Annotated in this window: 18 protein-coding genes; 12 read left to right on the forward strand and 6 right to left on the reverse strand. The window is 49.9% G+C overall.

The genetic code is table 11. The annotated features are described in order from the left end of the window. Positions 1 to 7: 7 nt before the first annotated feature. From infB to fbp, 8 genes are all read left to right on the forward strand, one after another. The gene (gene infB, locus EZV61_RS05005) at positions 8 to 2,671 is read left to right on the forward strand and encodes a translation initiation factor IF-2 (protein ID WP_131414523.1); all 2,664 of its coding nucleotides are present in this window, start codon (positions 8 to 10) and stop codon (positions 2,669 to 2,671) included. Positions 2,672 to 2,766: 95 nt separating this feature from the next. Next, positions 2,767 to 3,162, forward strand: a complete 396-nt coding sequence (gene rbfA / locus EZV61_RS05010) for a 30S ribosome-binding factor RbfA (RefSeq protein ID WP_130567917.1) — start codon at positions 2,767 to 2,769, stop codon at positions 3,160 to 3,162. Beyond that, a complete protein-coding gene (truB, locus tag EZV61_RS05015) occupies positions 3,162 to 4,103 on the forward strand; it encodes a tRNA pseudouridine(55) synthase TruB (protein WP_130567916.1) in 942 nt (313 codons plus the stop codon). Before rbfA ends, truB begins: the two co-directional genes overlap by 1 nt. 97 nt (positions 4,104 to 4,200) lie before the next feature. Then, a complete protein-coding gene (rpsO, locus tag EZV61_RS05020; protein WP_114339814.1) occupies positions 4,201 to 4,470 on the forward strand; it encodes a 30S ribosomal protein S15 in 270 nt (89 codons plus the stop codon). Positions 4,471 to 4,648: 178 nt separating this feature from the next. Beyond that, entirely contained in the window at positions 4,649 to 6,778 is a 2,130-nt protein-coding gene (gene pnp / locus EZV61_RS05025) for a polyribonucleotide nucleotidyltransferase (RefSeq protein WP_131414524.1), read from the forward strand. A gap of 112 nt (positions 6,779 to 6,890) precedes the next feature. Continuing rightward, the gene (gene nlpI, locus EZV61_RS05030) at positions 6,891 to 7,787 is read left to right on the forward strand and encodes a lipoprotein NlpI (RefSeq protein ID WP_165569532.1); all 897 of its coding nucleotides are present in this window, start codon (positions 6,891 to 6,893) and stop codon (positions 7,785 to 7,787) included. Continuing rightward, a complete protein-coding gene (locus EZV61_RS05035; RefSeq protein WP_131414526.1) occupies positions 7,787 to 8,653 on the forward strand; it encodes a 1,4-dihydroxy-2-naphthoate polyprenyltransferase in 867 nt (288 codons plus the stop codon). The genes nlpI and EZV61_RS05035 overlap by 1 nt, the downstream gene beginning before the upstream one ends. A gap of 168 nt (positions 8,654 to 8,821) precedes the next feature. Beyond that, entirely contained in the window at positions 8,822 to 9,820 is a 999-nt protein-coding gene (gene fbp, locus EZV61_RS05040) for a class 1 fructose-bisphosphatase (protein ID WP_205695334.1), read from the forward strand. A 52-nt stretch (positions 9,821 to 9,872) separates the two neighbouring features. Here fbp and EZV61_RS05045 read toward each other — a convergent pair whose 3' ends face one another. Together EZV61_RS05045 and xseA are read right to left on the reverse strand one after the other, a co-directional pair. After that, positions 9,873 to 10,487, reverse strand: coding sequence for a flavin reductase family protein (locus EZV61_RS05045; protein ID WP_114339809.1), 615 nt, complete (start codon positions 10,485 to 10,487; stop codon positions 9,873 to 9,875). Between the two features lie 26 nt (positions 10,488 to 10,513). Further along, positions 10,514 to 11,860, reverse strand: coding sequence for an exodeoxyribonuclease VII large subunit (gene xseA / locus EZV61_RS05050; protein WP_131414528.1), 1,347 nt, complete (start codon positions 11,858 to 11,860; stop codon positions 10,514 to 10,516). Between the two features lie 188 nt (positions 11,861 to 12,048). Between xseA and guaB the strand changes: the two genes are divergently transcribed. The 3 genes from guaB (at position 12,049) to tadA (ending at position 15,821) form a co-directional block, all read left to right on the forward strand. Continuing rightward, positions 12,049 to 13,518, forward strand: a complete 1,470-nt coding sequence (gene guaB, locus EZV61_RS05055) for an IMP dehydrogenase (RefSeq protein ID WP_130567910.1) — start codon at positions 12,049 to 12,051, stop codon at positions 13,516 to 13,518. Positions 13,519 to 13,594: 76 nt separating this feature from the next. After that, a complete protein-coding gene (gene guaA, locus EZV61_RS05060) occupies positions 13,595 to 15,172 on the forward strand; it encodes a glutamine-hydrolyzing GMP synthase (RefSeq protein WP_131414529.1) in 1,578 nt (525 codons plus the stop codon). 133 nt (positions 15,173 to 15,305) lie between these two features. Further along, positions 15,306 to 15,821 carry a tRNA adenosine(34) deaminase TadA gene (gene tadA, locus EZV61_RS05065; RefSeq protein WP_114339805.1) on the forward strand — a complete coding sequence of 172 codons (516 nt, stop codon included), beginning with the start codon at positions 15,306 to 15,308 and terminating at the stop codon, positions 15,819 to 15,821. On the opposite strand, the gene EZV61_RS19410 is transcribed toward tadA, so the two are convergent. Together EZV61_RS19410 and mltF are read right to left on the reverse strand one after the other, a co-directional pair. Beyond that, entirely contained in the window at positions 15,822 to 15,965 is a 144-nt protein-coding gene (locus EZV61_RS19410; RefSeq protein WP_158538133.1) for a hypothetical protein, read from the reverse strand. A gap of 75 nt (positions 15,966 to 16,040) precedes the next feature. Further along, positions 16,041 to 17,597 (reverse strand): membrane-bound lytic murein transglycosylase MltF, encoded by a 1,557-nt coding sequence (mltF, locus tag EZV61_RS05070; protein ID WP_131414530.1) that lies wholly within the window; start codon positions 17,595 to 17,597, stop codon positions 16,041 to 16,043. 127 nt (positions 17,598 to 17,724) lie between these two features. Between mltF and purL the strand changes: the two genes are divergently transcribed. Beyond that, positions 17,725 to 21,618 carry a phosphoribosylformylglycinamidine synthase gene (purL, locus tag EZV61_RS05075; RefSeq protein ID WP_131414531.1) on the forward strand — a complete coding sequence of 1,298 codons (3,894 nt, stop codon included), beginning with the start codon at positions 17,725 to 17,727 and terminating at the stop codon, positions 21,616 to 21,618. Positions 21,619 to 21,698: 80 nt separating this feature from the next. On the opposite strand, the gene EZV61_RS05080 is transcribed toward purL, so the two are convergent. Both EZV61_RS05080 and EZV61_RS05085 read right to left on the reverse strand, forming a co-directional pair. After that, positions 21,699 to 21,983 (reverse strand): hypothetical protein, encoded by a 285-nt coding sequence (locus EZV61_RS05080; RefSeq protein WP_131414532.1) that lies wholly within the window; start codon positions 21,981 to 21,983, stop codon positions 21,699 to 21,701. Positions 21,984 to 22,209: 226 nt separating this feature from the next. Beyond that, positions 22,210 to 24,267, reverse strand: coding sequence for a methyl-accepting chemotaxis protein (locus tag EZV61_RS05085; RefSeq protein WP_131414533.1), 2,058 nt, complete (start codon positions 24,265 to 24,267; stop codon positions 22,210 to 22,212). Positions 24,268 to 24,404: the final 137 nt, after the last annotated feature.

Genomic DNA, 24,404 nt, shown 5'->3' on the forward strand with positions numbered 1-24,404 from the left:
GAAGGTAATGGCAGAAGTCACAGTCAATAAACTTGCCAGTGAGATCAACACACCTGTTGACCGCTTGCTTCAGCAATTTGCTGATGCGGGCATGGTTAAATCAGAGAGTGATTCGGTAACTGAAGACGAGAAGCAGGCGCTGCTTTCTCATTTGCATAAGCAGCATGGCGGGGACGCTGGTGAGCCAAAGCGTATGACATTACGTCGTACGACTAAGTCAACCTTGAGCGTACCAAGCGGCGGTGCTGGCGGTAAAGCTAAGGCCGTTCAGGTTGAAGTGCGGAAGAAACGCACGTATGTGAAGCGCAGTGCAGTTGAAGAACAAGCACGCCAGGAGGCTGAAGAGAACGCCCGCCTGGAAGCTGAACAAGCGGCAGCGGCTGAAGCACAGCGTAAGGCAGAGGAAGAGGCCAAGCGTAAGGAAGAAGAGGCTGCACGCAAGGCTGAAGATGCTAAGCGCAAGGAAGAAGAAGCCAAGCGTAAGGCTGAAGACGCTAAGCGTCGCGCAGCTGAAGAAGCGAATAAGAGTCCTGAAGAGCGTGCAGCTGAAGAAGCCGCTCGTCAGGAAGAAGCTGCTTTGAAAGCTAAGCAGGACGAAGAGTTACGCCGTAAAGCCGAAGCAGAAGCGGACGCCAAAGCGGAAGAAGCCAAACGTCTTGCTGAAGAAAATTCAGAGCGCTGGAAAAAAGAAGAGGAAGCGCGGAAAGCAAAAGAGAAAGAAGATGTTCATCTTCACTCCAACCGCTATGCGCAGGAAGCCGAAGATAAGCAGGATGAGCAAGCCGAACAGCGCTCGCGTCGTCGGAAAAAGAAAAAGGCGCAGCCGGCTGTTTCTCATAGAGGCCGTCGTGGCGGTCGCAATACACCTGCACCGACAGCCCTGCAACACGGCTTCACCAAGCCAGCGGCTCCGGTAGAACGTGATGTTCGCATCGGTGAAGCGATTACCGTAGCTGAACTAGCCAATAAGATGGCTGTTAAAGGTGCTGAAGTCGTTAAGACTATGATGAAAATGGGCGCTATGGCGACTATTAATCAGGTTATCGACCAGGAAACTGCAGCCCTTGTCTGTGAAGAGATGGGTCACAAAGTTGTTCTAGTAAAAGAGAACGAACTGGAAGAGCAGGTAATGGCTGCAGCGACTTCTGACGCTGGTGAAGCGATTACGCGTGCGCCTGTTGTGACTATCATGGGTCACGTTGACCATGGTAAGACGTCGCTGTTGGATTACATCCGTAATGCCAAGGTTGCAGATGGTGAGGCTGGCGGTATTACCCAGCACATTGGTGCTTATCACGTCGAAACTGATAACGGTATGGTCACCTTCTTGGATACACCGGGCCACGCAGCGTTTACCTCTATGCGTGCTCGTGGTGCCAAGGCGACGGATATCGTTGTACTTGTTGTGGCTGCTGATGATGGCGTTATGCCGCAAACAAAAGAAGCGGTACAACACGCGCGTGCCGCAGATGTACCAATCGTTGTTGCGGTTAACAAGATCGATAAAGAAGAAGCGGATCCTGATCGCGTTAAGAACGAGCTAGCCCAGCTAGACGTTTTGCCTGAAGACTGGGGCGGCGATACACAGTTCGTTCATGTATCGGCGAAGTCTGGTGAAGGTATTGATGAACTGCTAGAAGCTATCTTGCTGGTTTCCGAAGTTCTGGAATTGAAAGCAAATCCGGAAGGTCTGGCAAGTGGTATCGTGATTGAATCACGCCTTGATAAAGGCCGTGGCCCTATCGCATCAGTATTGGTTCAGCAGGGTACGTTACGTCAAGGTGACATTATTCTGTGTGGTCTTGAGTATGGCCGTATCCGTGCGATGAAGGATGAGTTAGGTCGCAGCATTACCGATGCAGGCCCGTCGATCCCTGTTGAGATCCAGGGCTTGAGTGGTGTGCCATCAGCGGGCGATGAAGCCACGGCTGTTAAAGATGAGAAGAAAGCCCGTGAAGTGGCGCTTTATCGTCAAGGCAAGTTCCGCGATGTGAAACTAGCGCGTCAGCAGAAGGCTAAGCTTGAAAACATGTTCGCTAACATGGAAGAGGGTGAAGTTTCTGAACTTAATCTGGTGCTTAAGGCCGACGTTCAAGGTTCATTGGAAGCGATCAGCGAGTCACTAGCTAAGCTATCTACCGACGAAGTTAAAGTGAAGATTATTGGTAATGGCGTAGGTGGTATTACTGAAACTGACGTGACACTGGCTGCGGCTTCCAACGCTATTGTTGTTGGTTTTAACGTTCGTGCCGACGCTTCAGCCCGTAAAGTGGTTGATGCCGAGAACATTGACTTACGTTACTACAGCGTGATTTACGATGTGATTGATGAAGTACGCCAGGCGATGAGCGGTATGCTTAAGCCTGAGTACAAGCAGGAGATCATTGGTCTGGCTGAAGTTCGTGATGTGTTTAAGTCACCGAAGCTGGGTGCGATTGCTGGCTGTATGGTGACCGAAGGTATCATTAAGCGCAGCGCACCAATTCGAGTACTGCGTGAAAACGTGGTTATCTACGAAGGTGAGCTGGAATCACTGCGCCGCTTTAAAGACGATGTGAATGAAGTTCGTAACGGCGTAGAGTGTGGTATCGGCGTTAAAAACTATAATGACGTTAAAGTCGGTGACCAGATCGAAGTATTTGAAACGGTTGAGATTAAGCGTACGTTGTAATACTGCGCAAGGTCGTCACTGTCACTTTTAAAGTGTAATGAAATGGGTTGAGGGCGAAGGCTCTCAACCCATTTGTATTAAGAGGCAATTATAATATGGCAAATTCCAACCGCGTGTTTCGCGTTGGACAGCAGGTACAGCAAGCCATTGCAATGATCCTTCAACGCGAGATCCGCGATGATCGATTGGGTATGGTCACCGTGTCTGATGTCGAAATGTCCCGAGATCTGGCCTATGCCAAGGTGTTTGTCACCTTCCTGTTTGATGAACAGGAGAAGATTGATGGCGCAATGGCAGCGCTGGAAGATCATAAGAAAATGATACGCATGCTGCTAGGCAGTGCGGTGAAACTGCGTGTCACGCCTGAAGTTAAGTTTCAATTTGATAAGTCATTAGTGGAAGGGATGCGTCTCTCTAATTTGGCTTCTCAAGCAGTAAAAAACGATGAACTTCGTCGTGGTGAAGATAAGAAAGACGAGAGCGAAGAGTAATGGCACGTCGTACCCGAGGCCGCGCTGTTGACGGCGTATTATTGCTGGATAAACCGTTAGGCCTCTCTTCCAATCATGCCTTACAGCGTGTTAAACGTATATTTTTTGCTCAGAAAGCGGGGCATACCGGTGCGCTGGATCCGTTAGCTACCGGCATGCTACCTATTTGTCTCGGCGAAGCGACCAAGTTTAGTCAGTTCCTGCTCGATTCCGATAAACGTTACGTAGTGACGGCGAAGCTAGGGATCCGTACGACGACATCCGACGCGGATGGCGAAGTGGTTGCTGAGCGTGCGGTGGACGTATCTGAAGCTGAGCTCGTAAAAGCACTGGAACCCTTTCGTGGTGATATCAATCAGGTACCTTCGATGTACTCGGCGCTCAAGCACGAAGGCAAACCGCTTTATTGGTATGCTCGCCAAGGTATCGAAATTGAACGTCCTGCCCGACCTATTACCATCTTTGAGCTCAAACTTCTTGCTTTTGAAGGTGATGAAGTATCACTGGAAGTGCATTGCTCAAAAGGGACCTACATCCGCAGTTTAGTGGATGACCTTGGTGAACTGCTGGGCTGTGGTGCTCACGTTGCTTCGTTACGCCGCACGGCCGTCAGAGATTACCCCTATGCCAATATGGTGACGCTGGAACAGCTGGAAGCGCTATTGGAACAGGCGCGTGAGCAGGAGATTGAGCCTTCGACCTTGCTTGATCCGCTGTTGATGGCTGCGGATAGCCCTGTCGCTGATCTGCCGGAAGTCACCTTGCTACCCGAAGTTGCAGGCTATTTGCTTAATGGTCAGCCGGTACAAGTACCCAAAGCCCCGGCTCATGGCTTGGTGCGTGTCTTTGTTGGCGAAGAGCGGCGTTTTGTTGGCCTTGGTCAGATCGATGAAGACGGCCGAGTGGCACCTAAGCGATTAATTCAAAATCCTAACTGCTGAGCCCTTGCGTTCAGCCATGGGGGTCGTTAGAATACGCGCCCTCAGTTCCCCGCTGAATTAGTGATTGGGGGGAACGTTATTAAATTGGAGAATAGTGATGTCACTAAGTACTGAAGAAAAAGCAAGACTGGTTGCAGAATTTGGCCGTGGCGAAGGCGATACGGGTTCACCTGAAGTTCAGGTTGCTCTGCTGACTTTCGATATCAACCAGCTGCAGGGTCACTTCAAAGAACACATCCACGATCACCACAGCCGTCAAGGTTTGTTGCGTAAAGTAAGCCAGCGTCGTAAGTTACTGGATTACTTGAAGCGTAAGAGCAACGAACGTTACCTGGCGTTGATCGAAAAACTGGGTCTGCGTCGCTAAGACGTGTTACGACCGAGTTAAAAAAAGAGCCGATAAGGCTCTTTTTTTGTTTTTACGGTTAAATTTTTACTTTCCTGCAGTTATTCGGGTCATTTCACTAGGCAGAACAGCCGGATCCAGTATAATTACGCCCGCTATAAAACGGCATAAAGAAAAAATAGATTAAGGAATTACACAAGTGAATCCCATTATAAAAACATTTCAGTATGGTCAACATACTGTCACCCTGGAAACTGGCGTTATTGCACGTCAAGCATCAGCCGCTGTATTGGCTTCTATGGATGACACCACGGTTCTCGTGAGTGTGGTTGGTGTTAAAGATAGCGGCGAAGGTCGTGACTTCTTCCCGCTGACGGTGAACTATCAGGAGCGTACTTATGCTGCTGGTAAGATCCCTGGTGGTTTCTTCAAGCGCGAAGGTCGTCCTTCTGAAGGTGAAACACTGACAGCTCGCCTGATTGACCGTCCAATTCGTCCGCTTTTCCCTAAAGGCTTCATGAATGAAGTGCAGGTGATAGCGACAGTTATCTCGGTTAACCCAGAAGTTAACCCAGATGTTGTAGCTATGATCGGTACGTCTGCAGCCCTGTCTATCTCTGGTATCCCTTTCAATGGTCCTATCGGTTGTGCCCGCGTTGGTTACATCGATGGTGAGTTCGTATTGAACCCATTGGAGTCAGAGCTGGCTAATAGCAAATTGGACCTGGTTGTTGCCGGTACCGAAAGCGCTGTGCTGATGGTTGAATCAGAAGCTGATGTGCTTTCTGAAGAAGTGATGCTGGAAGCGGTTGTTTATGGCCATGACCAGATGCAGAACGTTGTTTCTGCAATCAATGAATTTAAAGCTGAAGTAGCCACTCCTGCTTGGGATTGGACTGCACCAGAAAAAGACGAAACCCTGTTCGGCAAACTGAAAGCTTTGTCTGAAGCTGGTTTTGGTGATGCATATAAGATCACTGACAAGCTTGAGCGCCAAGTGGCTGCAAAAGCTGTTAAATCCGCAGCGTTAGCGGCCATTGTTGAAGAAGCGGGTGAAGACGCCATCGTTGATGAGCGCGCTGTTTCTGAACTACTGTACAAAATTGAAAAAGCGGTTGTACGTAACCGTATTATTGCTGGTGAGCCACGTATCGATGGCCGTGACCCAGAGATGGTTCGTGCCCTTAATGTAATGACAGGTGTGTTGCCACGTACTCACGGCTCTGCAGTGTTCACCCGTGGTGAGACTCAGGCATTAGTGACGACTACGCTTGGTACCGCTCGTGATGCTCAGAATATCGATTCTTTGCTGGGTGAGCGTACAGACCGTTTCATGCTGCATTACAACTTCCCTCCATACTGTGTGGGCGAAGCTGGCTTTGTTGGCTCTCCTAAGCGTCGTGAAATTGGCCACGGCCGTTTGGCTAAGCGTGGTATCGCTGCGGTTATGCCTAACGAAGAAGAGTTCCCGTACACTGTGCGTGTGGTTTCTGAAATCACCGAGTCTAACGGCTCAAGCTCAATGGCTTCAGTTTGTGGTACTTCGTTGGCGCTGATGGATGCAGGTGTTCCTATCAAAGCCTCTGTTGCGGGTATCGCGATGGGCTTGGTGAAAGAAGGCGACGATTTCGTTGTTCTGTCTGACATCTTGGGTGATGAAGATCACCTTGGCGATATGGACTTCAAAGTGGCGGGTACCAACGGTGGTGTGACAGCTCTGCAGATGGATATCAAGATCGAAGGTATCACTAAAGAGATCATGCAGATTGCTTTGAATCAGGCAAAAGGTGCTCGTTTGCACATCCTGTCTGTGATGGACGAAGCCATTGGCGGTCACCGTGATGATGTATCTGATTTTGCACCGCGCATCCACACTATCAAGATCGACCCGGAGAAGATCCGTGACGTAATTGGTAAGGGTGGTGCAGTTATCCGTGCTCTGACCGAAGAAACGGGTACCAGCATTGATATCACAGACGATGGCACTATCAAGATCGCTGCTACTGATGGTTTAGCGGCGAAAGAAGCTATCCGTCGTATCGAAGAGATCACTGCAGAAGTAGAAGTTAACCGCATCTACGAAGGTACTGTGGTACGTATCGTTGATTTTGGTGCTTTTGTGAGCGTTCTTCCGGGCAAAGAAGGTTTGGTCCATATTTCTCAAATCGCTGCTGAGCGTATTGAGAAAGTGGCTGATTATCTGGAAGTTGGTCAGAAAGTACCGGTTAAAGTGATCGAAATTGATCGCCAAGGCCGCGTACGTTTAAGTATCAAAGAAGCAGCGCCTGCTGCGGAACAGAAGCCAGCAGAAGATAAAACTGACGCCTAAGTCGGTCTAACTGTTGAGAAAAAAGGGAGCGCATTGCGCTCCCTTTTTGTTTGCTTCCTGCTAGGATAGCGCAATGGGCTGCGGCCAAGGTTTGAAGCAAGGACAGATTTTGATGAATTATTCGCGGAAGTTACGCGTTGGCTGGTGTTTACTGATGGCTTTAGGTTTAAGTGCTTGTGCGAGTACACAGGCACCTGAGCCTGAAGGTCCTGCGTTGGTATTGGCTGAGCCAGAACAGCCGAAGGCAAGAGATCAGTTCACGGTAGCGAAGATTTCTCAGCTACTGGCGATGCCTGATCATGAAGATGACCAGCGAGCCTATCTGTTTTACCAACGTGGTGTTCATTACGATCGTTTAGGGATGCGCTGGTTGGCACAATTAGATTTTCAACGAGCACTCGATCTTCGCCCTGATATGGCGGAAGCCTACAACCGTCTGGGGATCTATTTTATCCAGACCCAGCAGTATGAAGATGCGTTCCAAGCATTTGATTCTGCGTTAGAGCTCGATCCAGAGCATGACTATGCCTTCCTTAATCGGGGAATTGCACTCTATTACGCCGGTCGAGATGACCTAGCGGTAGAAGATCTTGAGTCTTTCTTGCTGCGTGATACGTCGGATCCGTATCGTGCTATTTGGCTCTATTTAGCAGAGAGTCGTTTGTCACAGCCAGAAGCGCTGGCACGCCTACAGTTTAATCGTGCCAAGCTCGATGATAATCAGTGGTCGACGCAACTTACTAACTACCTATTGGGTACGATTGACGAAGCTGAGTTGTTGCAGCTTGCGCAACAAGACTGGGATGACAATAGCAGCATGAGCGAGCGGCTGTGCGAAGCATATTTTTATCTGGCGAAGAGTTATTTGGCGCAAGGTAAGGATACCCAAGCTTTGACGTTCTTGAAGCTCACCATTGCCACCAATATATATGAATACGTGGAGCACAGGTTTGCTCTGTTAGAGCTTGATCTACTGCAGCAACGTTGGAGTGAACAGCAGGGCTCTTGATGCGTCAGCTTTTTGTTTGGTTTCAAGCGGCAAGGCCTCGTACCTTGCCGGCTTCACTTGCTCCCTTAATCGTCGGTAATTGGTTGGCGTACCTTGAGGACCAACTGCAGATCGGTTTATTGCTCGCCAGTTTACTTTGCGCCCTAGCCCTGCAAATTTTTGTCAACTACGCCAACGACTATTTTGATGCGCTTACCGGGGTTGATACCGATGCACGGGTGGGGCCTCAGCGTGCGACCCAGTCTGGTTTAGTCACCCATGGTCAGATGCGAGCGGCTATGGTGTTAAGTGCGTTGGCGGCAAGCCTTGCTGGACTCTATATCGTGGTGTTCGGCTCCCTTTGGTTGTTGCCCGTGGGGATCGCCAGCCTTATCGCTGCCTACCTGTACAGTGGTGGTCCGAGACCCTTGGCCAGTTTAGGTCTGGGAGAGGTCACGGTATTTCTGTTTTTCGGTGTGGTTGCTGTGGTCGGTAGTTACTTTATGCACACTCAGCTGATGTCGAAAGCCGCCTGGTTAGCCGCTGTATTAGTGGGGCTTCCTGTCTGTGCCATTATGTTGGTGAACAATATCCGCGATATTTCGACAGATACGGCGGCAGGGAAAAAGACCTTGCCGGTGCGTATTGGTCGGCAAAACAGCGTTGTTTTGTATAGTGCTGCCTTGTTACTGCCATTAGCATTGACCATTAATCAGCTAAACGTCGTTGTTTGGTTGAGCTTGTGGATAGCGACGGTTTTTGTCGCCGTATGGCTGATTAGCCAGCTGCTGAAGCGCCAAGCTCAGGCGCTTAATCCCTTATTAGGCTGGACCTCTTTCTATTCGCTCTGGCTCGCTGTACTCAGCTGTTTTTACTTTACTATTTAGTTTTTTACCCTGCAGCCTCAACATTTCGTCAATGCTGACGGACACCTTTCCAGCCCTTCTAGCTCAAATTATCTGGCCAGACCAGTTGCTAAATCTCCATTTGTTGTACATGGTTAATAAAACAACAAGCCTCACCAAAGGCCCTACGGAGAGAAGAAAATGCAGAAAATGATCACCCTCGGAGAGTTTATCGTTCAGAAGCAGGCCGATTTTCCAGAGGCGACCGGTGATCTCACCGGTCTGCTGAGTGCCATAAGGTTGGCGGCTAAAGTGGTGAATCGTGAGGTCAATAAAGCGGGATTGGCCGATATCACCGGCGCCGTGGGTGAGCAAAATATTCAGGGAGAAGAGCAGCAGAAACTCGATGTCTATGCCAATGAGAAATTCAAAGCGGCGCTAGAAGCGCGTGGCGAAGTGTGTGGTATGGCCTCAGAAGAGGAAGAGGATTATGTTGTTTTTGACTCTGAGGTAAATAACAACGCTAAGTATGTGGTGCTGACCGATCCGCTGGATGGATCTTCAAATATTGATGTTAACGTCTCTATCGGTACTATCTTCTCGATTTATAAAAGGGTGTCGCCGCGGGGCACGCCGGTGACGCTGGAAGATTTTCTCCAGCCAGGTAATCAGCAAGTGGCCGCTGGTTATGTCATCTATGGCTCTTCGACAGTTTTAGTGTACAGCACTGGCCATGGTGTCCATGGCTTTACCTATGATCCCTCACTTGGCGTGTTTGCACTCTCCCATGAAAATATCTGCACACCGGAAGATGGCTTGATCTATTCGATTAACGAAGGCAACTACATCAAATTCCCCGATGGTGTGAAGATGTATATCAAGTATTGCCAAGCAGAAGATGAAGCGACACAGCGTCCCTTTACTGCCCGTTATATCGGCTCTCTGGTGGCGGACTTCCACCGCAACCTGATGAAAGGAGGGATCTACCTATATCCCTCAACAATGAAAAACCCAAACGGTAAGCTGCGCTTATTGTATGAATGTAATCCGATTGCCTATCTCGTCGAGCAAGCTGGAGGCCGCGCTAGCGACGGCTATCAACGTATTCTTGATATTAAGCCGACGGAGCTGCATCAGCGTACGCCATTTTTTGTTGGTTCAACGAATATGGTGAAAACTGTCGAAGATCTGATCAAGGAGTTTGGCTAGTCGCAAAGGTCATCGATGAAGGGGGAGGCGCTTAGCGCTTTTTTCCTTCGCGTTACTTAGGGCGCGTGTGGCTATAGCTATCACCTAAGCTGGCATATTCATTGGCTCCTAGGCGGGCGAGTGGATCTAGCTCCATCGCGTCTACTTTGAGCCGTCCTTTGTTATCTTCTTTGGCCACGGCGTCGTTGATATAGAGCTGTTCAACTTTGCCAAAAACCAGTTGTTGCGGTACATCGCCAATGGCTTGTATTTGGAACAATGAGCAGGCCATCGCCAGCTTGCACTGACTAATTCTTGGCAGGGGAAAATCTGTGAATGGCTCGGTGGCGAGCTGGCTGAGGTTGAGCTCAGATTCTCCGTGGGGCAGGGACTTTGCTGTTTCTGTGACCGTCGCCGCCATCTCGGCACCTGGAATATGCACAACAAACTGCTTGTTGCGTTGAATGTTGTGTAGCGTATCTTTATCGCTGCCATCGGGCTTTTTACCAACAGAAAACATTATTAGTGGTGGCGTGCTGCAGATGGCATTGAAATATGAAAAAGGGGCCAGGTTGTAGTTCTGTTCGCCGCTGTCAGTTAGCACCCAGGCGATAGGTCTGGGTACGATAGTCTGGGTCATAATGTGGTAGATCTCACTGCCACTGAGCTGAGAAAAGTCGATATTCACTGTCTACCATCCCCGTTAAATTTTTATTATTCCGCGTTCGCTTGAATGGCGATAACTTCACTCACAACGCTACCGTCATTGAGCTGTGAGTTTATCTGCTGTCCAACCATCACCTGAGTGGTTGTTTTGATCACTTGCTGGCTTTGCTGGTCCCGGGTTATGGAGTAACCACGATTGAGAGTCGCTAGCGGGCTGACCAGCGACAGTTCTTGACACTGGTGCTGCCATTGGTTGCGTTGCATCTGCAAATGGCGCTGCATGTTGCTGGTGAGCTGCTGCGTTAGCTGTTGTTGTCTGGTTTTCAGGTGTTCGAGCCGATAGGCAGGATCCGAGCGTTGTAAGCGCTGGGAGAGTTGAGCATAGCGTTGCGATGCATGCGCTATGCCTTGGTTTCCCGTGTGCAGTAGGCGTCGGCTTAGTTCATCAAGACGCTGTGTCTGTTGTTGCAGACGACGATCGGGATGGTTGAGTTGCAGGTTACGCTGCAGTTGTTGCAGTTTGTTGCTATCCCGCAGTAGCAGGCGACTAACGGTTTGTTTTAAGCGCAGCGACAGTTGTGACAACTGCTGCCGTTGGTGTTGCTGATCACCACTGACATATTCAGCTGCCGCTGAGGGGGTCGGGGCGCGCATATCTGCGACATAATCGGCAATGGTGGTATCAATCTCATGGCCGACCGCACTGATAATAGGCAGCTGGCTTTGATAAATGGCTCGAGCAACCACCTCTTCATTAAAGGCCCAGAGATCTTCCAGTGAACCGCCGCCCCGGCCGACAATGAGTAGGTCACACTCGTTACGTCGATTAGCGGTGAGAATCGCTTCCGCGATCTGTGCTGCCGCTGTGTCGCCCTGTACCTGAGTCGGGTAAAGTACCACCCGTATAGCAGGGTTACGCCGCTTCAGGACCGAAAGAATGTCATGGATGGCTGCACCGGTGGCAGAAGTAATCACACCAACGCTAATAGGGTGCGCCGGGATCGCTTGTTTGTGTTCGGTTGAGAACAGCCCCTCTGCGGCGAGCGCCAGCTTCAGTTGGTCGAACTTTTGTTTTAGAACTCCTTCGCCAGCGTCCTCCATCTGCTCAATGATTAGCTGATAGTCGCCTCTGGGTTCATACAGGCTGACCTGGGCTCTGACTAACACCTGCAGGCCGCTCTTGGGTTTCAAGCTGACTAAGCGGTTCTTACCGCGAAACATGGCGCCTTTGACCTGAGAGCGCTCATCTTTCAGGCTGAAGTACCAATGACCGGATGCAGCAGCGACAAAGTTTGATAACTCGCCCTGTAACCAGACCGTACCCAACCCTTCTTCCAGCAATTGGCGGGCACAGCGGTTGAGGGTGGAGACAGAGAATACTTTTTGATTGGACATCGGATTCTTATGATTGCGGAAAAGAACAGGTGGCAACAAAAGCTGACACGTAAGCTAGTTTATCAGCAAAACTGACCTATTATCATCTTGCGTTAGATCACAAAATAGTTTTACTCGATAGTTGCCTTAGGGTAGAATCCGGCCGCAACTTAATCAACCTCCTTCAACTGGTTTCAGGTATAGTTGCGATGCTAAGAATTGCCCAAGAAGCGCTCACATTTGACGATGTTTTACTCGTCCCTGCACATTCTACCGTGCTGCCTAATACGGCCACGCTCAATACCCAGCTGACTAGTACTATTAGTCTCAACGTGCCTATGGTCTCGGCGGCTATGGACACCGTGACTGAAGCCAATTTAGCAATTGCTTTGGCTCAGGAAGGGGGTATCGGTTTTATTCACAAAAACATGAGTATCGAAGCCCAGGCGGCGATGGTACGCAAAGTGAAGAAATTCGAAAGTGGTGTGGTTGCTGATCCTGTTACTGTGCACCCTGACTTGACTATCGGTGAGTTGAAAGAGCTTTCTGCTCAGCACGGCTTTAAAGGGTTCCCGGTCACTGACAGTGAAAACAATCTAGTCGGCATTGTTACCAGCCGAGATGTGCGTTTCGAGCCTGACATGGATAAAAAGGTCTCTGACGTGATGACTTCAAAAGAGCGTCTGGTGACCATCCATAAAGATGCGACAGCTGATGAAGTGCACCACATGATGCATGAGCATCGACTAGAAAAAATTCTCGTGGTTGATGATGCCTTCAAACTGAACGGTATGATCACAGTAAAAGACTTCAAAAAAGCGGAACGTAAGCCAAACGCCTGTAAAGATAGCGATGGAAGCTTGCGTGTTGGTGCCGCAGTAGGTGCCGGTGCGGGTAACGAAGAGCGCATTGAAGCCTTGGTTAACGCCGGTGTTGATGTGCTATTGATTGATTCTTCACATGGTCACTCAGAAGGTGTTTTGCAACGTATTCGCGAAACCCGTGCTAAATACCCTGATCTACAGATTGTTGGCGGTAACGTAGCAACAGCTGCAGGTGCTGTTGCACTGGCTGATGCCGGGGTGAGTGCTGTTAAAGTCGGGATCGGTCCCGGTTCTATCTGTACCACTCGGATCGTTACCGGTGTTGGCGTACCTCAGATCACCGCGGTTTCTGATGCCGTAGAAGCATTGAAAGATCGCAATATTCCAGTGATTGCCGACGGTGGTATCCGTTTCTCCGGAGACATTGCTAAGGCCTTAGCTGCTGGCGCGAGTTGTGTGATGGTTGGCTCTATGTTTGCTGGTACAGATGAAGCTCCTGGCGAAATTGAGCTGTACCAAGGGCGAGCGTTTAAGAGCTACCGTGGTATGGGATCACTAGGTGCTATGTCGCAAACCCAAGGTTCATCAGACCGTTATTTCCAAACGGATAATGCGGCGGATAAATTGGTACCGGAAGGTATCGAAGGGCGCATACCTTACAAAGGTGCAGTAGCAAACATTATCCATCAGCAGATGGGTGGCCTGCGCAGCTGCATGGGCTTGACTGGCTGTGGCTCAATTGAGCTGCTGCGTACGAAAGCAGAATTCGTGAAGATCACCAGTGCTGGTATGGGTGAATCTCATGTACATGATGTGACTATTACTAAAGAAGCACCCAACTACCGTATGGGTTAAACTTTAGCATTACTATTTTGTTGCTTGGGCTGACTCTGTGTCAGCCCATTTTCATTTTCCGAATAGCAGGAAAACCATGACTAAGAACATTCATGACCATCGTATATTGATCCTTGATTTTGGCTCACAGTACACCCAACTGATCGCCCGCCGTATCCGTGAGATTGGCGTATTCTGCGAACTTTGGTCTTGTGATGTCACGGAAGAGCAGATCCGCGAGTTCAATCCGCGGGGTATCATTCTGTCCGGTAGCCCAGAGAGTGTCGGCAATGATGTTGGTCTGAAAGCTCCTGATTATGTGTTTACCGCCGGTGTTCCTGTATTGGGGATCTGTTATGGCATGCAGACAATGACGGCGCAGTTAGGTGGCGAGGTGGTTGGCTCTGATCATCGCGAATTCGGTTACGCACAAGTGGAAGTGATTGCTGATAGCCAGTTACTGCACAATATCGAAGATCATGTCGGCGCGAACGGCAATGCCTTGTTAGATGTATGGATGAGCCACGGTGATAAAGTGGGGCAGCCACCTGCTGGTTTTAGCACCATCGCCCGTACGGATTCATGTCCCCATGCAGCAATCGCCAATGAAGAGAAAAAATTCTATGGCGTGCAGTTCCACCCTGAAGTCACCCACACTCGCCAAGGCCAGCGTATGCTGGAACACTTTGTGATCAACACTTGTGGTTGCGAGAAGTTGTGGACGCCGTCATCCATTATTGAAGACGCAGTGGCGCAGATTAAGCTGCAGGTGGGTAGCGATGAGGTGATCCTCGGTTTATCCGGCGGCGTCGATTCGTCAGTGACAGCAATGCTGTTGCACCGAGCTATCGGTAAGCAATTGACCTGTGTATTTGTCGACAATGGTTTGCTGCGCTTACATGAAGGCGAGCAGGTGATGGAGATGTTCGGTGACCATTTTGGTCTCAATATCATCAAGGTTGACGCCGAAGACCGCTTCCTCAATAACCTGGCTGGTATTGACGAGCCTGAGGCAAAACGTAAATCCATTGGCCATACTTTTATCGAAGTGTTTGATGAAGAAGCCAACAAACTGGCGAATGCTAAATGGCTCGCCCAGGGCACTATCTATCCTGATGTGATTGAATCAGCGGCGTCAAAAACGGGTAAGGCTCATGTGATTAAGTCTCACCATAACGTTGGCGGCTTGCCTGACGATATGGAGATGGGCTTAGTTGAACCTTTGCGTGAACTGTTTAAAGATGAAGTGCGCCGTATTGGCCTGGAATTAGGCCTGCCTTATGACATGCTTTATCGTCACCCATTCCCAGGGCCTGGTCTTGGCGTTCGGGTACTTGGTGAAGTGAAAAAAGAGTATTGTGACTTGCTGCGCCGCGCGGACGCTATCTTTATTGAAGAGCTTCACGCTGCTGATCTGTACCACAAAGTCAGTCAGGCATTTACCGTGTTCCTGCCTGTGCGCTCTGTGGGGGTGATGGGGGATGGTCGTAAATATGATTGGGTGGTATCACTGCGTGCGGTGGAAACCATCGACTTTATGACTGCGCATTGGGCACATTTGCCATACGACTTCCTGGGTAAGGTATCTAACCGCATTATTAATGAGATCGATGGTATCTCTCGTGTGGTATACGACATCTCCGGTAAGCCGCCTGCAACCATCGAGTGGGAATAGCTTTCCTGCGATGAGGTTGAATTAGCCGGCGGAAATGCCGGCTTTTTTATGACGATATGTTTGGCGTCTGTGATAGTTCATGCTTTGGAAATTTTTTTAATTATTGGCTTCGCTATTTATGTCAGAGCAACGAATGTCTGAAATCTCGAATGAGATCCACGAAAAATTCATGCGCCGCGCATTGGCACTTGCTGCCCATGCGGAAGCGTTGGGTGAAGTTCCTGTCGGTGCGGTTGTGGTTTATCGTGGGGAGGTGATCGCTGAGGGATGGAATCAACAGATCCTCAATAATGATCCGACAGCCCATGCTGAGGTTATGGCCTTACAAGCGGCGGGAAGGGCGATCGGTAACTATCGTCTGCTGGATACGCAATTGTACGTCACGCTTGAGCCGTGCGTGATGTGTGCTGGCGCGATGGTGCACGGCAGAGTTGGGCAGTTGATCTTTGGTGCGGCAGATCTGAAAACCGGTGCGGCCGGTTCGATTATGGATATTACTCGGCATGGCAACTTGAACCACCAAATTGAGGTGGTGGCAGGCGTTTTGGCTGGGGAATGCAGTGAACAGCTCAGCGGTTTTTTTCGTAAGCGCCGAGCGGCAAAAAGGGCGGAAAAATTGGCTCGCCAGCAACAATCGGCAGCCGACTAATTAGGTGTGAACGACATCCAGAATCTGGACGACCTGCGTTTGTAGATAGAACTTGCGTGATCTTGCCATCACTTTTTTATGGCTGCGCTTAGTGGCCAAATGACGTCGGGTGCTCTGAGAGCTGAGGCGTTTTACTTGTTTCATGGTGGCACTCCTTAATAAGTGCTGAACAAGTGTCTAAACTAACAATCTTGTGTGACACTTTTATTAATCTGCTGTTTAGCGTTCAGGCACTGCTTTTAGCTGCTCTTCTGGTGCGCTCTTTTCTGCCACCTTGTTGTCTGCAGCGTCACCATCATACTCCTTGATACCTGCGGTGAGTTGCTTAAATTTCTCTTTCTGTTGGGCCAGGCGATCTGCCGCTGCTTTTTTATCCTCGATATAAACCAAGGCGTCGTAGTAGCGGCGAATGTTATCTACATAAGCAACGGGCTCTTCTCCGCGGGCGTAGCCATAGCGGGTCTGCTTGTACCATTTTTTCTTCCGCAGTAGCGGTAGTGTGGTTTTAACGTCAGTCCAGCTATAGGGATCTTTGCCACGGGCACGAGTCAATTTAATCGCGTCAATGACATGCCCCATGCCCACATTGTAAGCAGCTAAGGCAAACCAGATGCGCTCGTGGGGGGCGATCTTTTCGGGCACCCGTTGTAATAGTTGTTCGAGATAGATAGCGCCGCCGCGGATACTGGATTCAGGGTCGAGACGATTTTCTATCTTCAATTGTTTGGCAGTGTTAAGGGTCAACATCATTAATCCACGAACACCGGTATGGGAGCGGGCATTGGGATTCCAATGGGATTCTTGATAGCTTTGCGCTGCCAGCAGACGCCAATCAAGTTCTGCCGCATATTGCTCAAACATCGGCTTAATTGACGGTAATTTGCGTTCTACTGCCCGCATAAATGCTCGGGTATCGACATAATCGAATTGTCCCACATGGCCGAAATATTTCTCTTCGAGCTGGGCGATCATGCCACTTGACTGCATCTCGCCGAAAAACTCAATCAACGCGGCTTGCAATGCATCATTATTGCCTTTTTGCATCAACCAGGCCACGGGCTGCTCTTTGACTACAGTAAAAGCGAGGGAGAGTTCGGTGTGATAGCGACGGAACAGATCCAGTTGGCTTGAGTCGACGATGGTAAAGTCGATATCGCCAGCCAACACTTTCTGCATTAACTCTTCACTGTCATGCTCTGTGGTGACTTCCCAATCAAGATTCGGGTAGTCGGTTTTAAACCTTTCGAGTGTTTCGGCATGGCTGGAGTTGGCGATGACGCGAATAACACCGTCTAATTGGCCAAGGTTGCGTGGGCGTTTACGCCCCTTTTTATAAACAACCTTTTGGCTGATCCATTGATAGGCGGGGGAGAAGCTATAAAACTCTCGTCGTTGATCTGTGACTGCCAAGCCTGCAGCGAGGATGTCGACACGGCCTGCATTCAATTGGGTGAACAGATCATCAATGGTATAGCTCGGTACCATCTTAAGTTCGACGCCGAGGTAATCGGCAAGTTGTTTTGCTAACTCGTAATCGATGCCCTCAGGGCCGTTCGGGCCAAACAGGTATGTGGTACTCGAATAAATCGTGCCGACACGTAACTCACCCCGATCCAAAATCTGTTGCAGGTGAGTTTTGTCTGGTTGCGTCGGATCGCAGCCTAATAACAGCAGCGATGTCAGAAATAGGCTAACTAGCAGGATCTGTCGTTTCCATCCGCGAAACAGACGACTGCTAACTGACGACTCCGAGCTTTTCTGACGAGTAATTTCCATACTTAACTTATACCAGATGAAAACGAATGCGCCCAGCTTCCTTCTAGCGCTTATCAACGGCCACACTTTTCACTATAATACGCCTCCTTAGTTCAACCCCCCTAACTTCGGCCAGGTGAGTAAGCGTATGCAAATCCTTCGTGGTGCCCCCGCGTTGTCAGACTTTCGTATCAACAAGTTATTGGATGCTTGTCGCAGCCAAAAACTCCCCGTAACAAGCATTTACGCTGAGTATATGCATTTTGCGGAGTTGACGTCGCCACTGTCAGAAGCCGAGCTGGCTAAGCTGGAAAAGCTTCTGACCTACGGCCCAACCATTGCTGAACACGCGCCGGAAGGTAAGCTGTTGTTGGTGACTCCTCGTCCCGGCACCATATCGCCTTGGTCGTCTAAAGCGACAGATATTGCTCAAAACTGTGGTCTGGATCAGATCGTGCGATTGGAACGTGGTATGGCTTACTACGTTGCTACCAGCGCCGAGTTGTCCGCTGCGCAGTGGCTAGAGGTTCAAGGCCTTATCTATGATCGTATGATGGAAGTTGTATTCGAACAACTTGACGATGCGACGGCTCTGTTCCGCCACGATCAGCCGGCACCATTGAATTCGGTGGATGTATTGAGCGGTGGTCGTGATGCGCTTGCTCAAGCCAATATCGCTATGGGCCTGGCATTGGCTGATGATGAAATTGATTATCTGGTTGAGAATTTTCAGGCTTTAGGGCGCAATCCAAACGATATTGAGCTTTATATGTTTGCTCAGGCGAACTCCGAGCACTGTCGTCACAAGATTTTTAATGCGGATTGGACCATTGATGGAGAAGCGCAGCCGAAGTCGCTTTTCAAGATGATCAAAAATACCTATGAGCAGCATAACGATTACGTGTTGTCTGCTTATAAAGATAACGCTGCAGTGTTTGCCGGCTCAAAAGCTGGCCGTTTCTTCCCTGATCCGGAAACTAAAGCTTACGCTTATCATGTCGAAGATATCCATATTCTTTGTAAAGTGGAAACCCATAACCACCCGACTGCTATCTCGCCATGGCCGGGTGCTTCGACCGGATCTGGCGGTGAAATTCGTGATGAAGGTGCGACCGGTATTGGCTCTAAACCGAAAGCTGGTTTAGTTGGCTTCTCCGTGTCAAACCTCCGGATCCCTGGTTATCAACAACCATGGGAAACGGATTTTGGTAAGCCGGGACGTATTGTTTCTGCACTCGATATCATGTTGGAAGGTCCTCTGGGTGGCGCCGCTTTTAATAACGAGTTTGGTCGCCCGAACCTGCTAGGCTACTTCCGTACCTATGAAGAGCAGGTGGTAAGCCATAACGGAGAAGAGATCCGTGGTTACCATAAGCCGATTATGCTGGCCGGCGGTTTGGGTAATATCCGTGCTGACCATGTTGAGAAGAAAGAGATCCCAGTCGGCGCAAAGCTGATTGTTCTCGGTGGCCCAGCGATGAATATCGGCTTGGGTGGCGGTGCCGCTTCTTCTATGGCATCGGGACAATCTTCAGAAGATCTTGATTTTGCTTCTGTTCAGCGTGAAAACCCTGAGATGGAACGCCGTTGTCAGGAGGTGATCGATCGCTGCTGGCAGCTGGGTGATGAAAACCCTATCGTATTTATCCATGATGTGGGCGCGGGTGGTTTGTCTAACGCCCTGCCTGAACTGGTTAATGACGGTGAGCGTGGCGGTAAGTTCGAATTGCGCAGTGTACCCAACGATGAGCCCGGCATGAGCCCGCTTGAGATCTGGTGTAATGAATCGCAAGAACGATATGTGATGGCGGTGCCAGCAGAAAAACTGGCGCAGTTTGATGCTATCTGTCAGCGTGAGCGAGCGCCTTATGCGGTGGTTGGTGAAGCCACTGAAGAGTTGCACCTGACTCTCAGCGATAATCATTTTGGTAACAACCCCATTGATATGCCACTGAGCGTGTTGTTGGGTAAAACACCTAAGATGCATCGTGATGTGCAACGTTTGCAAGCCAGTGGTCAGGCCTTGGCTTTGGATGGTGTTGACCCGCTGGATGCAGCAGAGCGTCTGCTGAACTTGCCAACGGTCGCCGAGAAAACCTTCCTTATCACTATTGGTGACCGCTCGGTGACAGGTCTTGTTGCCCGCGATCAGATGGTCGGCCCTTGGCAGATCCCTGTCGCAGATTGTGCGGTTACCGCCGCCAGTTTTGATACCTATGCCGGTGAAGCTATGTCGATCGGTGAACGTACGCCGGTGGCACTGCTGAATTTCGCGGCATCGGCACGTTTGGCTGTGGCGGAATCACTGACGAATATTGCGGCAACGCAGATTGGCGATCTTAAACATATCAAACTGTCTGCCAACTGGATGTCAGCTGCAGGTCACCCAGGTGAAGATGCGGGCCTGTACGATGCGGTAAAAGCGATTGGTGAAGAGCTGTGTCCGACATTGGGGCTAACGATTCCGGTCGGTAAAGACTCCATGTCGATGAAGACTAAGTGGCAGCAGGACGGTGAAGAGCGTGCCGTGACTTCCCCGTTGAGCCTAGTGATCACCGCGTTTGGGCGAGTGGAAGATATCCGCTCAACAGTGACACCTGAACTGGTTACTGACGCAGGTGAGACCGACCTCTTACTGTTGGATCTGGGACTTGGTAAGAACCGCCTCGGTGGCTCTTGTCTGGCGCAGGTCTATAAACAACTGGGTGATGATACGCCTGATGTTGATGATGCTGAACTGTTGAAGGGCTTCTTCAATGCGATGCAGGTGCTGGTTGCTGACGGTCAGCTGCTGGCTTACCACGATCGCTCTGACGGTGGTCTATTTGTCACAGTGGCTGAGATGGCGTTTGCGGGACACTGTGGTGCTAACGTTGTGTTGGATGCGCTAGGCGGCAACGATCTGGCTGCCTTGTTCAGTGAAGAGCTGGGTGCGGTTATTCAAATTAAGCGTAGCGAACGCGACGCGGTGCTGGCGGTGTTTGCTGAACACGGCTTAGCGGCTGCAACCCACGTCATTGGTGAGGTGTCGGCAGAAGATAGTGTCAGCTTTAGCCGTGCGGGTGTTGAGGTGTTAAACAGCACTCGTACGCACCTGCGTACCGTGTGGGCTGAAACGACTCGTCGCATGCAAAAGCTGCGGGACAACCCAGCCTGTGCTGAGCAGGAGTTCCAAGCGAAGCAGGATGTAAAAGATCCTGGTTTGAACGTGTCATTACCCTATGATCCAAGCTTAGATGTTGCTGCGCCATATATCGCCACTGGCGTGAAGCCGAAAATGGCAATTTTACGTGAGCAAGGCGTTAATTCGCAGTTAGAGATGGCGGCCGCGTTTGACCGTGCCGGCTTTGAAAGCATCGATATTCATATGAGCGATGTACTGGCCGGGCGGATTAAGCTTGAAGACTACAAAGGCTTGGTTGCTTGTGGTGGATTCTCGTATGGTGACGTTTTAGGCGCTGGCGAAGGTTGGGCAAAATCTATTCTATTTAACTCGCAGGCGAGAGAGATGTTTAGTCGCTTTTTCGCCCGCGACGATAGCTTTGCGCTAGGTGTGTGTAATGGCTGTCAGATGCTTTCGACCCTGAAAGAGCTGATCCCTGGCACTGACTTGTGGCCACGCTTTGTTCGCAATGAGTCGGAACGTTTTGAAGCCCGCTTTAGTTTGGTTGAAGTGCAGGACAGCCGTTCTGTGTTCTTCCAGGAAATGGGTGGCGCCCGTATGCCTATTGCTGTTTCCCACGGTGAAGGTCGTGCGGAATTTGCCGCTGCTGATGGAGCGCAGAAAGTCTTGGAAAGTGGCTTAGTGGCGGTACGTTATGTCGATAACTATGGTCAGTATACGACTCAGTATCCGGCTAACCCGAACGGCTCTGAAGGCGGTATTACCGGTTTAACCAGTAATGACGGTAAAGTCACCATCATGATGCCGCACCCTGAGCGTGTGTTCCGTACCGTGGCTAACTCCTGGCACCCAGATTCTTGGGGCGAGGACAGCGCCTGGATGCGTATGTTCCGCAACGCTCGTAAGTTTGTTGGTTAGTTTGCTGGCGTTGATGCGAAGTAAGAAGAAAGGGCCTTAGGGCCCTTTTTTATTGCCGGGGCTTTATTGATGTTATTCACTTAGATCGCCTTGGATATAAATACCATGGGGGTTTTGCCATCGAGATCGAGGAATATCTGATAGATCCCAGGTGCGGGCGGCATGAACTCGAAATTTTCTTTGACTGCATCTGGTGTTGCTTTAACTACTCTGCCCATGGTGATGACCCGATCAGTGGGGTTGAGATAGCCAAAATTGCTACCGGGTGTGTAGTTCACATCAACCAGCTTAAAGTTGATTGGGAAGCTAGCGTTCTTAATCTCAATTTCTGTGCGATAAAGGTTTGCGCTGCCAACTTGCTGCATCTGGTACTCAGGTAGCGCTTGCCACCAGTTACAGTCACACCGGAGGTAGAGCGGTTCATCTGCATGAGTCGTATGGCTTAAGAGGAAGAGGAGGAGTATGGCTAAATGTCGGTGCATAACGGCTATGTCATCAGGTTGTCTCCTAACAAGCATAGTCTTAAATGGGCGGATCAAAAAAGGCCAGCAATGGCTGACCTTTAAATAGATTGACTAAATCAGTCGCTGGCTAAGTTTTGTAGCGCATGCAATGAGCTTTTTGCTCTTCTGACATACTCGATTGTTTCGAGCTTGTTTCGGTGATCTGCTCAAATACCACCATGTTGGCATCGGCAGCTTCGTTAATCATATTGACGTTGCGTGTCATCTCTTCAGTGGTACAACGTTGCTCCTCGGCAGCCACACTGATTTGATTAGACATATCAGCAATTTGTGTGAGGATCGACTTGATGGTGCCCATGGCACCGTCGGCGTCACTGACCTGAATAACATTCTCTTGCATGCGATCTGTGGCATCACGGACTGAGCCCGCAGCTTCACGGATACTGCTTTGCAGATTTTCGATGCGTTGGTTGATCTCTGAAGTGGACTCCGAGGTACGCTTGGCCAGGTTTCTGACCTCGTCGGCAACCACGGCGAAACCACGACCCTGTTCACCAGCTCGGGCAGCTTCAATGGCTGCGTTAAGTGCCAACAAGTTAGTTTGCTCAGCAATGCCGCGGATCACATCTAAGATCTGCCCAATTTGGTCACTGAAGTGTTCGACTTCTTGGATCTTATCGGCAGAACTTTGCAGTTGTTCAGACAGCTGGTTAGTGCTGGTAATGGTTGTCGTCATGATATCACTACCTTGATTGGCAGCGTCTTCTACTTGATGCACCTGCTCTGCGGTATCAGAGGCGTTCTTCGCTACTTCACTGAACGACGCTTCCATCTGTGTCATGGCTGTGGCTAATGCACCGATATTGTTTCGTTGATGCTCTAGGCTCGCATTGGCATCGTTACATGCGTGGCTATTATCGGCGGCGATCCTTGCTTGCTCGTCGGCTGAAACACTGAAACTGGCAAGGGTTTCCTGCATCTGGCTGGCTACCATATTTACATCATCAGCGATGGCACCAAATTCGTCTTTGTTGTTATAGCTGACGCGAGTGGTCATGTCGCCACTGGCGACGGCACGCAATGAGTGACTGACATCTTTCAGTGCCTTGCGCATCTGGCTACTCAGCCAAAGACCAAACAATATGGCAACAGTTACCGATGCGACCAAGATAATGATGACCAAACTCATACTGCTGCGGTAGGTCAACTTTGCGCTACTGGATGATTTCTCAACGGCAGCATCAGATGCTTGTATTAGTTGTTCGACCTGTTGCCGTGATTGTTGCTGGATATCTGCCAGTGCCGTTTTGTACTGTAGGTTTGCTTGTTGCAGTTTGAGCAGGTTGAGGTAGTTAGTAACCTTGCCGCCGCCACCAAGGGTAAAGTCGAGCTTGATAGCCTCCCAGCGTCCAGTGAATTCATCGCGATAGCTGGTACGGCTATCTTCATACATCTCGAATTCATCGATGGTGTCTGACATTTTCCCATCAAGGTTGGGTAGCATGCCATCGACCAAGGCACCTGCTTCTTCTAACTGAGCTACGGATCCACTATTTAAACCGTCAAACAGTGTCGCTTCCAGTTTTTCAAATGGATTAAGAAACTCACTTAGGGTCCAGTTAACGTAATCATCACCAGTTGAGTTGGCGACTTTGGTCAGGTGTTGTTTGAGGCGGGAAAACTCCAGTTGTAATTCTCGCACCTGGATGGATGCAGCCTCTTCGTCGTTTAGCTGTTGGCTATAGCCGTTAATCACATTTTCTGCTTGTTGTCCCATGTTGGGAAGCAGACCTGACAGCACCTCAACGCTGGGCTTAGCATCTGCTGATACCACTTCGTTGAGTTGCTCCAGTGATGCGTTCGCTTGCACCAAGGCATCGCGGTAGCTGGTGGCTAGTAGTTCTACCTGTGCAGGATCTCTTTCACTCAGGATACTGGTAATGCTCTGTGCCACCTCTTGTAATGAGATAAACAGATTTTGGCTGGCTTTTAGTTGCGGCAATGCACGCTCTGAAACCTCTTCTGCTCCATTATTTAAGGAGTTAATAGAGATGAGCCCAAATATACCAGTGAGCAGGAGCATTAGGGTGAGTATGCCAATAAGTAGATATAAGCGTTGAAGGAACGAGAGACCTCCAAGCTTGAAGTTTATCTTACCTATTCCAGGGAACTTACTTCTTATCATTCGTTTATCGCCCGCGGAGTTAGCCGTCAAAATATATTCATAGTAAACGCTAGCATAAAAAACCTGTCCGTGGCGTCGCACACGGTCACACAACTAGGTTGGTGATGTGCTGCTGCATCTCCTATAGGAGTCTAGCT

This window comes from Corallincola luteus, from assembly GCF_004336975.1.
Taxonomy (GTDB): Bacteria; Pseudomonadota; Gammaproteobacteria; order Enterobacterales; family Neiellaceae; genus Corallincola; species Corallincola holothuriorum.

What these genes read in the sequence shown, in the direction of transcription:
- infB (WP_131414523.1), top strand. Translation starts at nt 8, where the DNA reads ATGGCAGAAGTCACAGTCAATAAACTTGCCAGTGAGATCAACACACCT.
- rbfA (WP_130567917.1), top strand. Translation starts at nt 2,767, where the DNA reads ATGGCAAATTCCAACCGCGTGTTTCGCGTTGGACAGCAGGTACAGCAA.
- truB (WP_130567916.1), top strand. Translation starts at nt 3,162, where the DNA reads ATGGCACGTCGTACCCGAGGCCGCGCTGTTGACGGCGTATTATTGCTG.
- rpsO (WP_114339814.1), top strand. Translation starts at nt 4,201, where the DNA reads ATGTCACTAAGTACTGAAGAAAAAGCAAGACTGGTTGCAGAATTTGGC.
- nlpI (WP_165569532.1), top strand. Translation starts at nt 6,891, where the DNA reads ATGAATTATTCGCGGAAGTTACGCGTTGGCTGGTGTTTACTGATGGCT.
- EZV61_RS05035 (WP_131414526.1), top strand. Translation starts at nt 7,787, where the DNA reads ATGCGTCAGCTTTTTGTTTGGTTTCAAGCGGCAAGGCCTCGTACCTTG.
- fbp (WP_205695334.1), top strand. Translation starts at nt 8,822, where the DNA reads ATGATCACCCTCGGAGAGTTTATCGTTCAGAAGCAGGCCGATTTTCCA.
- xseA (WP_131414528.1), bottom strand. Translation starts at nt 11,860, where the DNA reads ATGTCCAATCAAAAAGTATTCTCTGTCTCCACCCTCAACCGCTGTGCC.
- guaB (WP_130567910.1), top strand. Translation starts at nt 12,049, where the DNA reads ATGCTAAGAATTGCCCAAGAAGCGCTCACATTTGACGATGTTTTACTC.
- guaA (WP_131414529.1), top strand. Translation starts at nt 13,595, where the DNA reads ATGACTAAGAACATTCATGACCATCGTATATTGATCCTTGATTTTGGC.
- tadA (WP_114339805.1), top strand. Translation starts at nt 15,306, where the DNA reads ATGTCTGAAATCTCGAATGAGATCCACGAAAAATTCATGCGCCGCGCA.
- EZV61_RS19410 (WP_158538133.1), bottom strand. Translation starts at nt 15,965, where the DNA reads ATGAAACAAGTAAAACGCCTCAGCTCTCAGAGCACCCGACGTCATTTG.
- mltF (WP_131414530.1), bottom strand. Translation starts at nt 17,597, where the DNA reads ATGGAAATTACTCGTCAGAAAAGCTCGGAGTCGTCAGTTAGCAGTCGT.
- purL (WP_131414531.1), top strand. Translation starts at nt 17,725, where the DNA reads ATGCAAATCCTTCGTGGTGCCCCCGCGTTGTCAGACTTTCGTATCAAC.
- EZV61_RS05080 (WP_131414532.1), bottom strand. Translation starts at nt 21,983, where the DNA reads ATGCAGCAAGTTGGCAGCGCAAACCTTTATCGCACAGAAATTGAGATT.
- EZV61_RS05085 (WP_131414533.1), bottom strand. Translation starts at nt 24,267, where the DNA reads ATGATAAGAAGTAAGTTCCCTGGAATAGGTAAGATAAACTTCAAGCTT.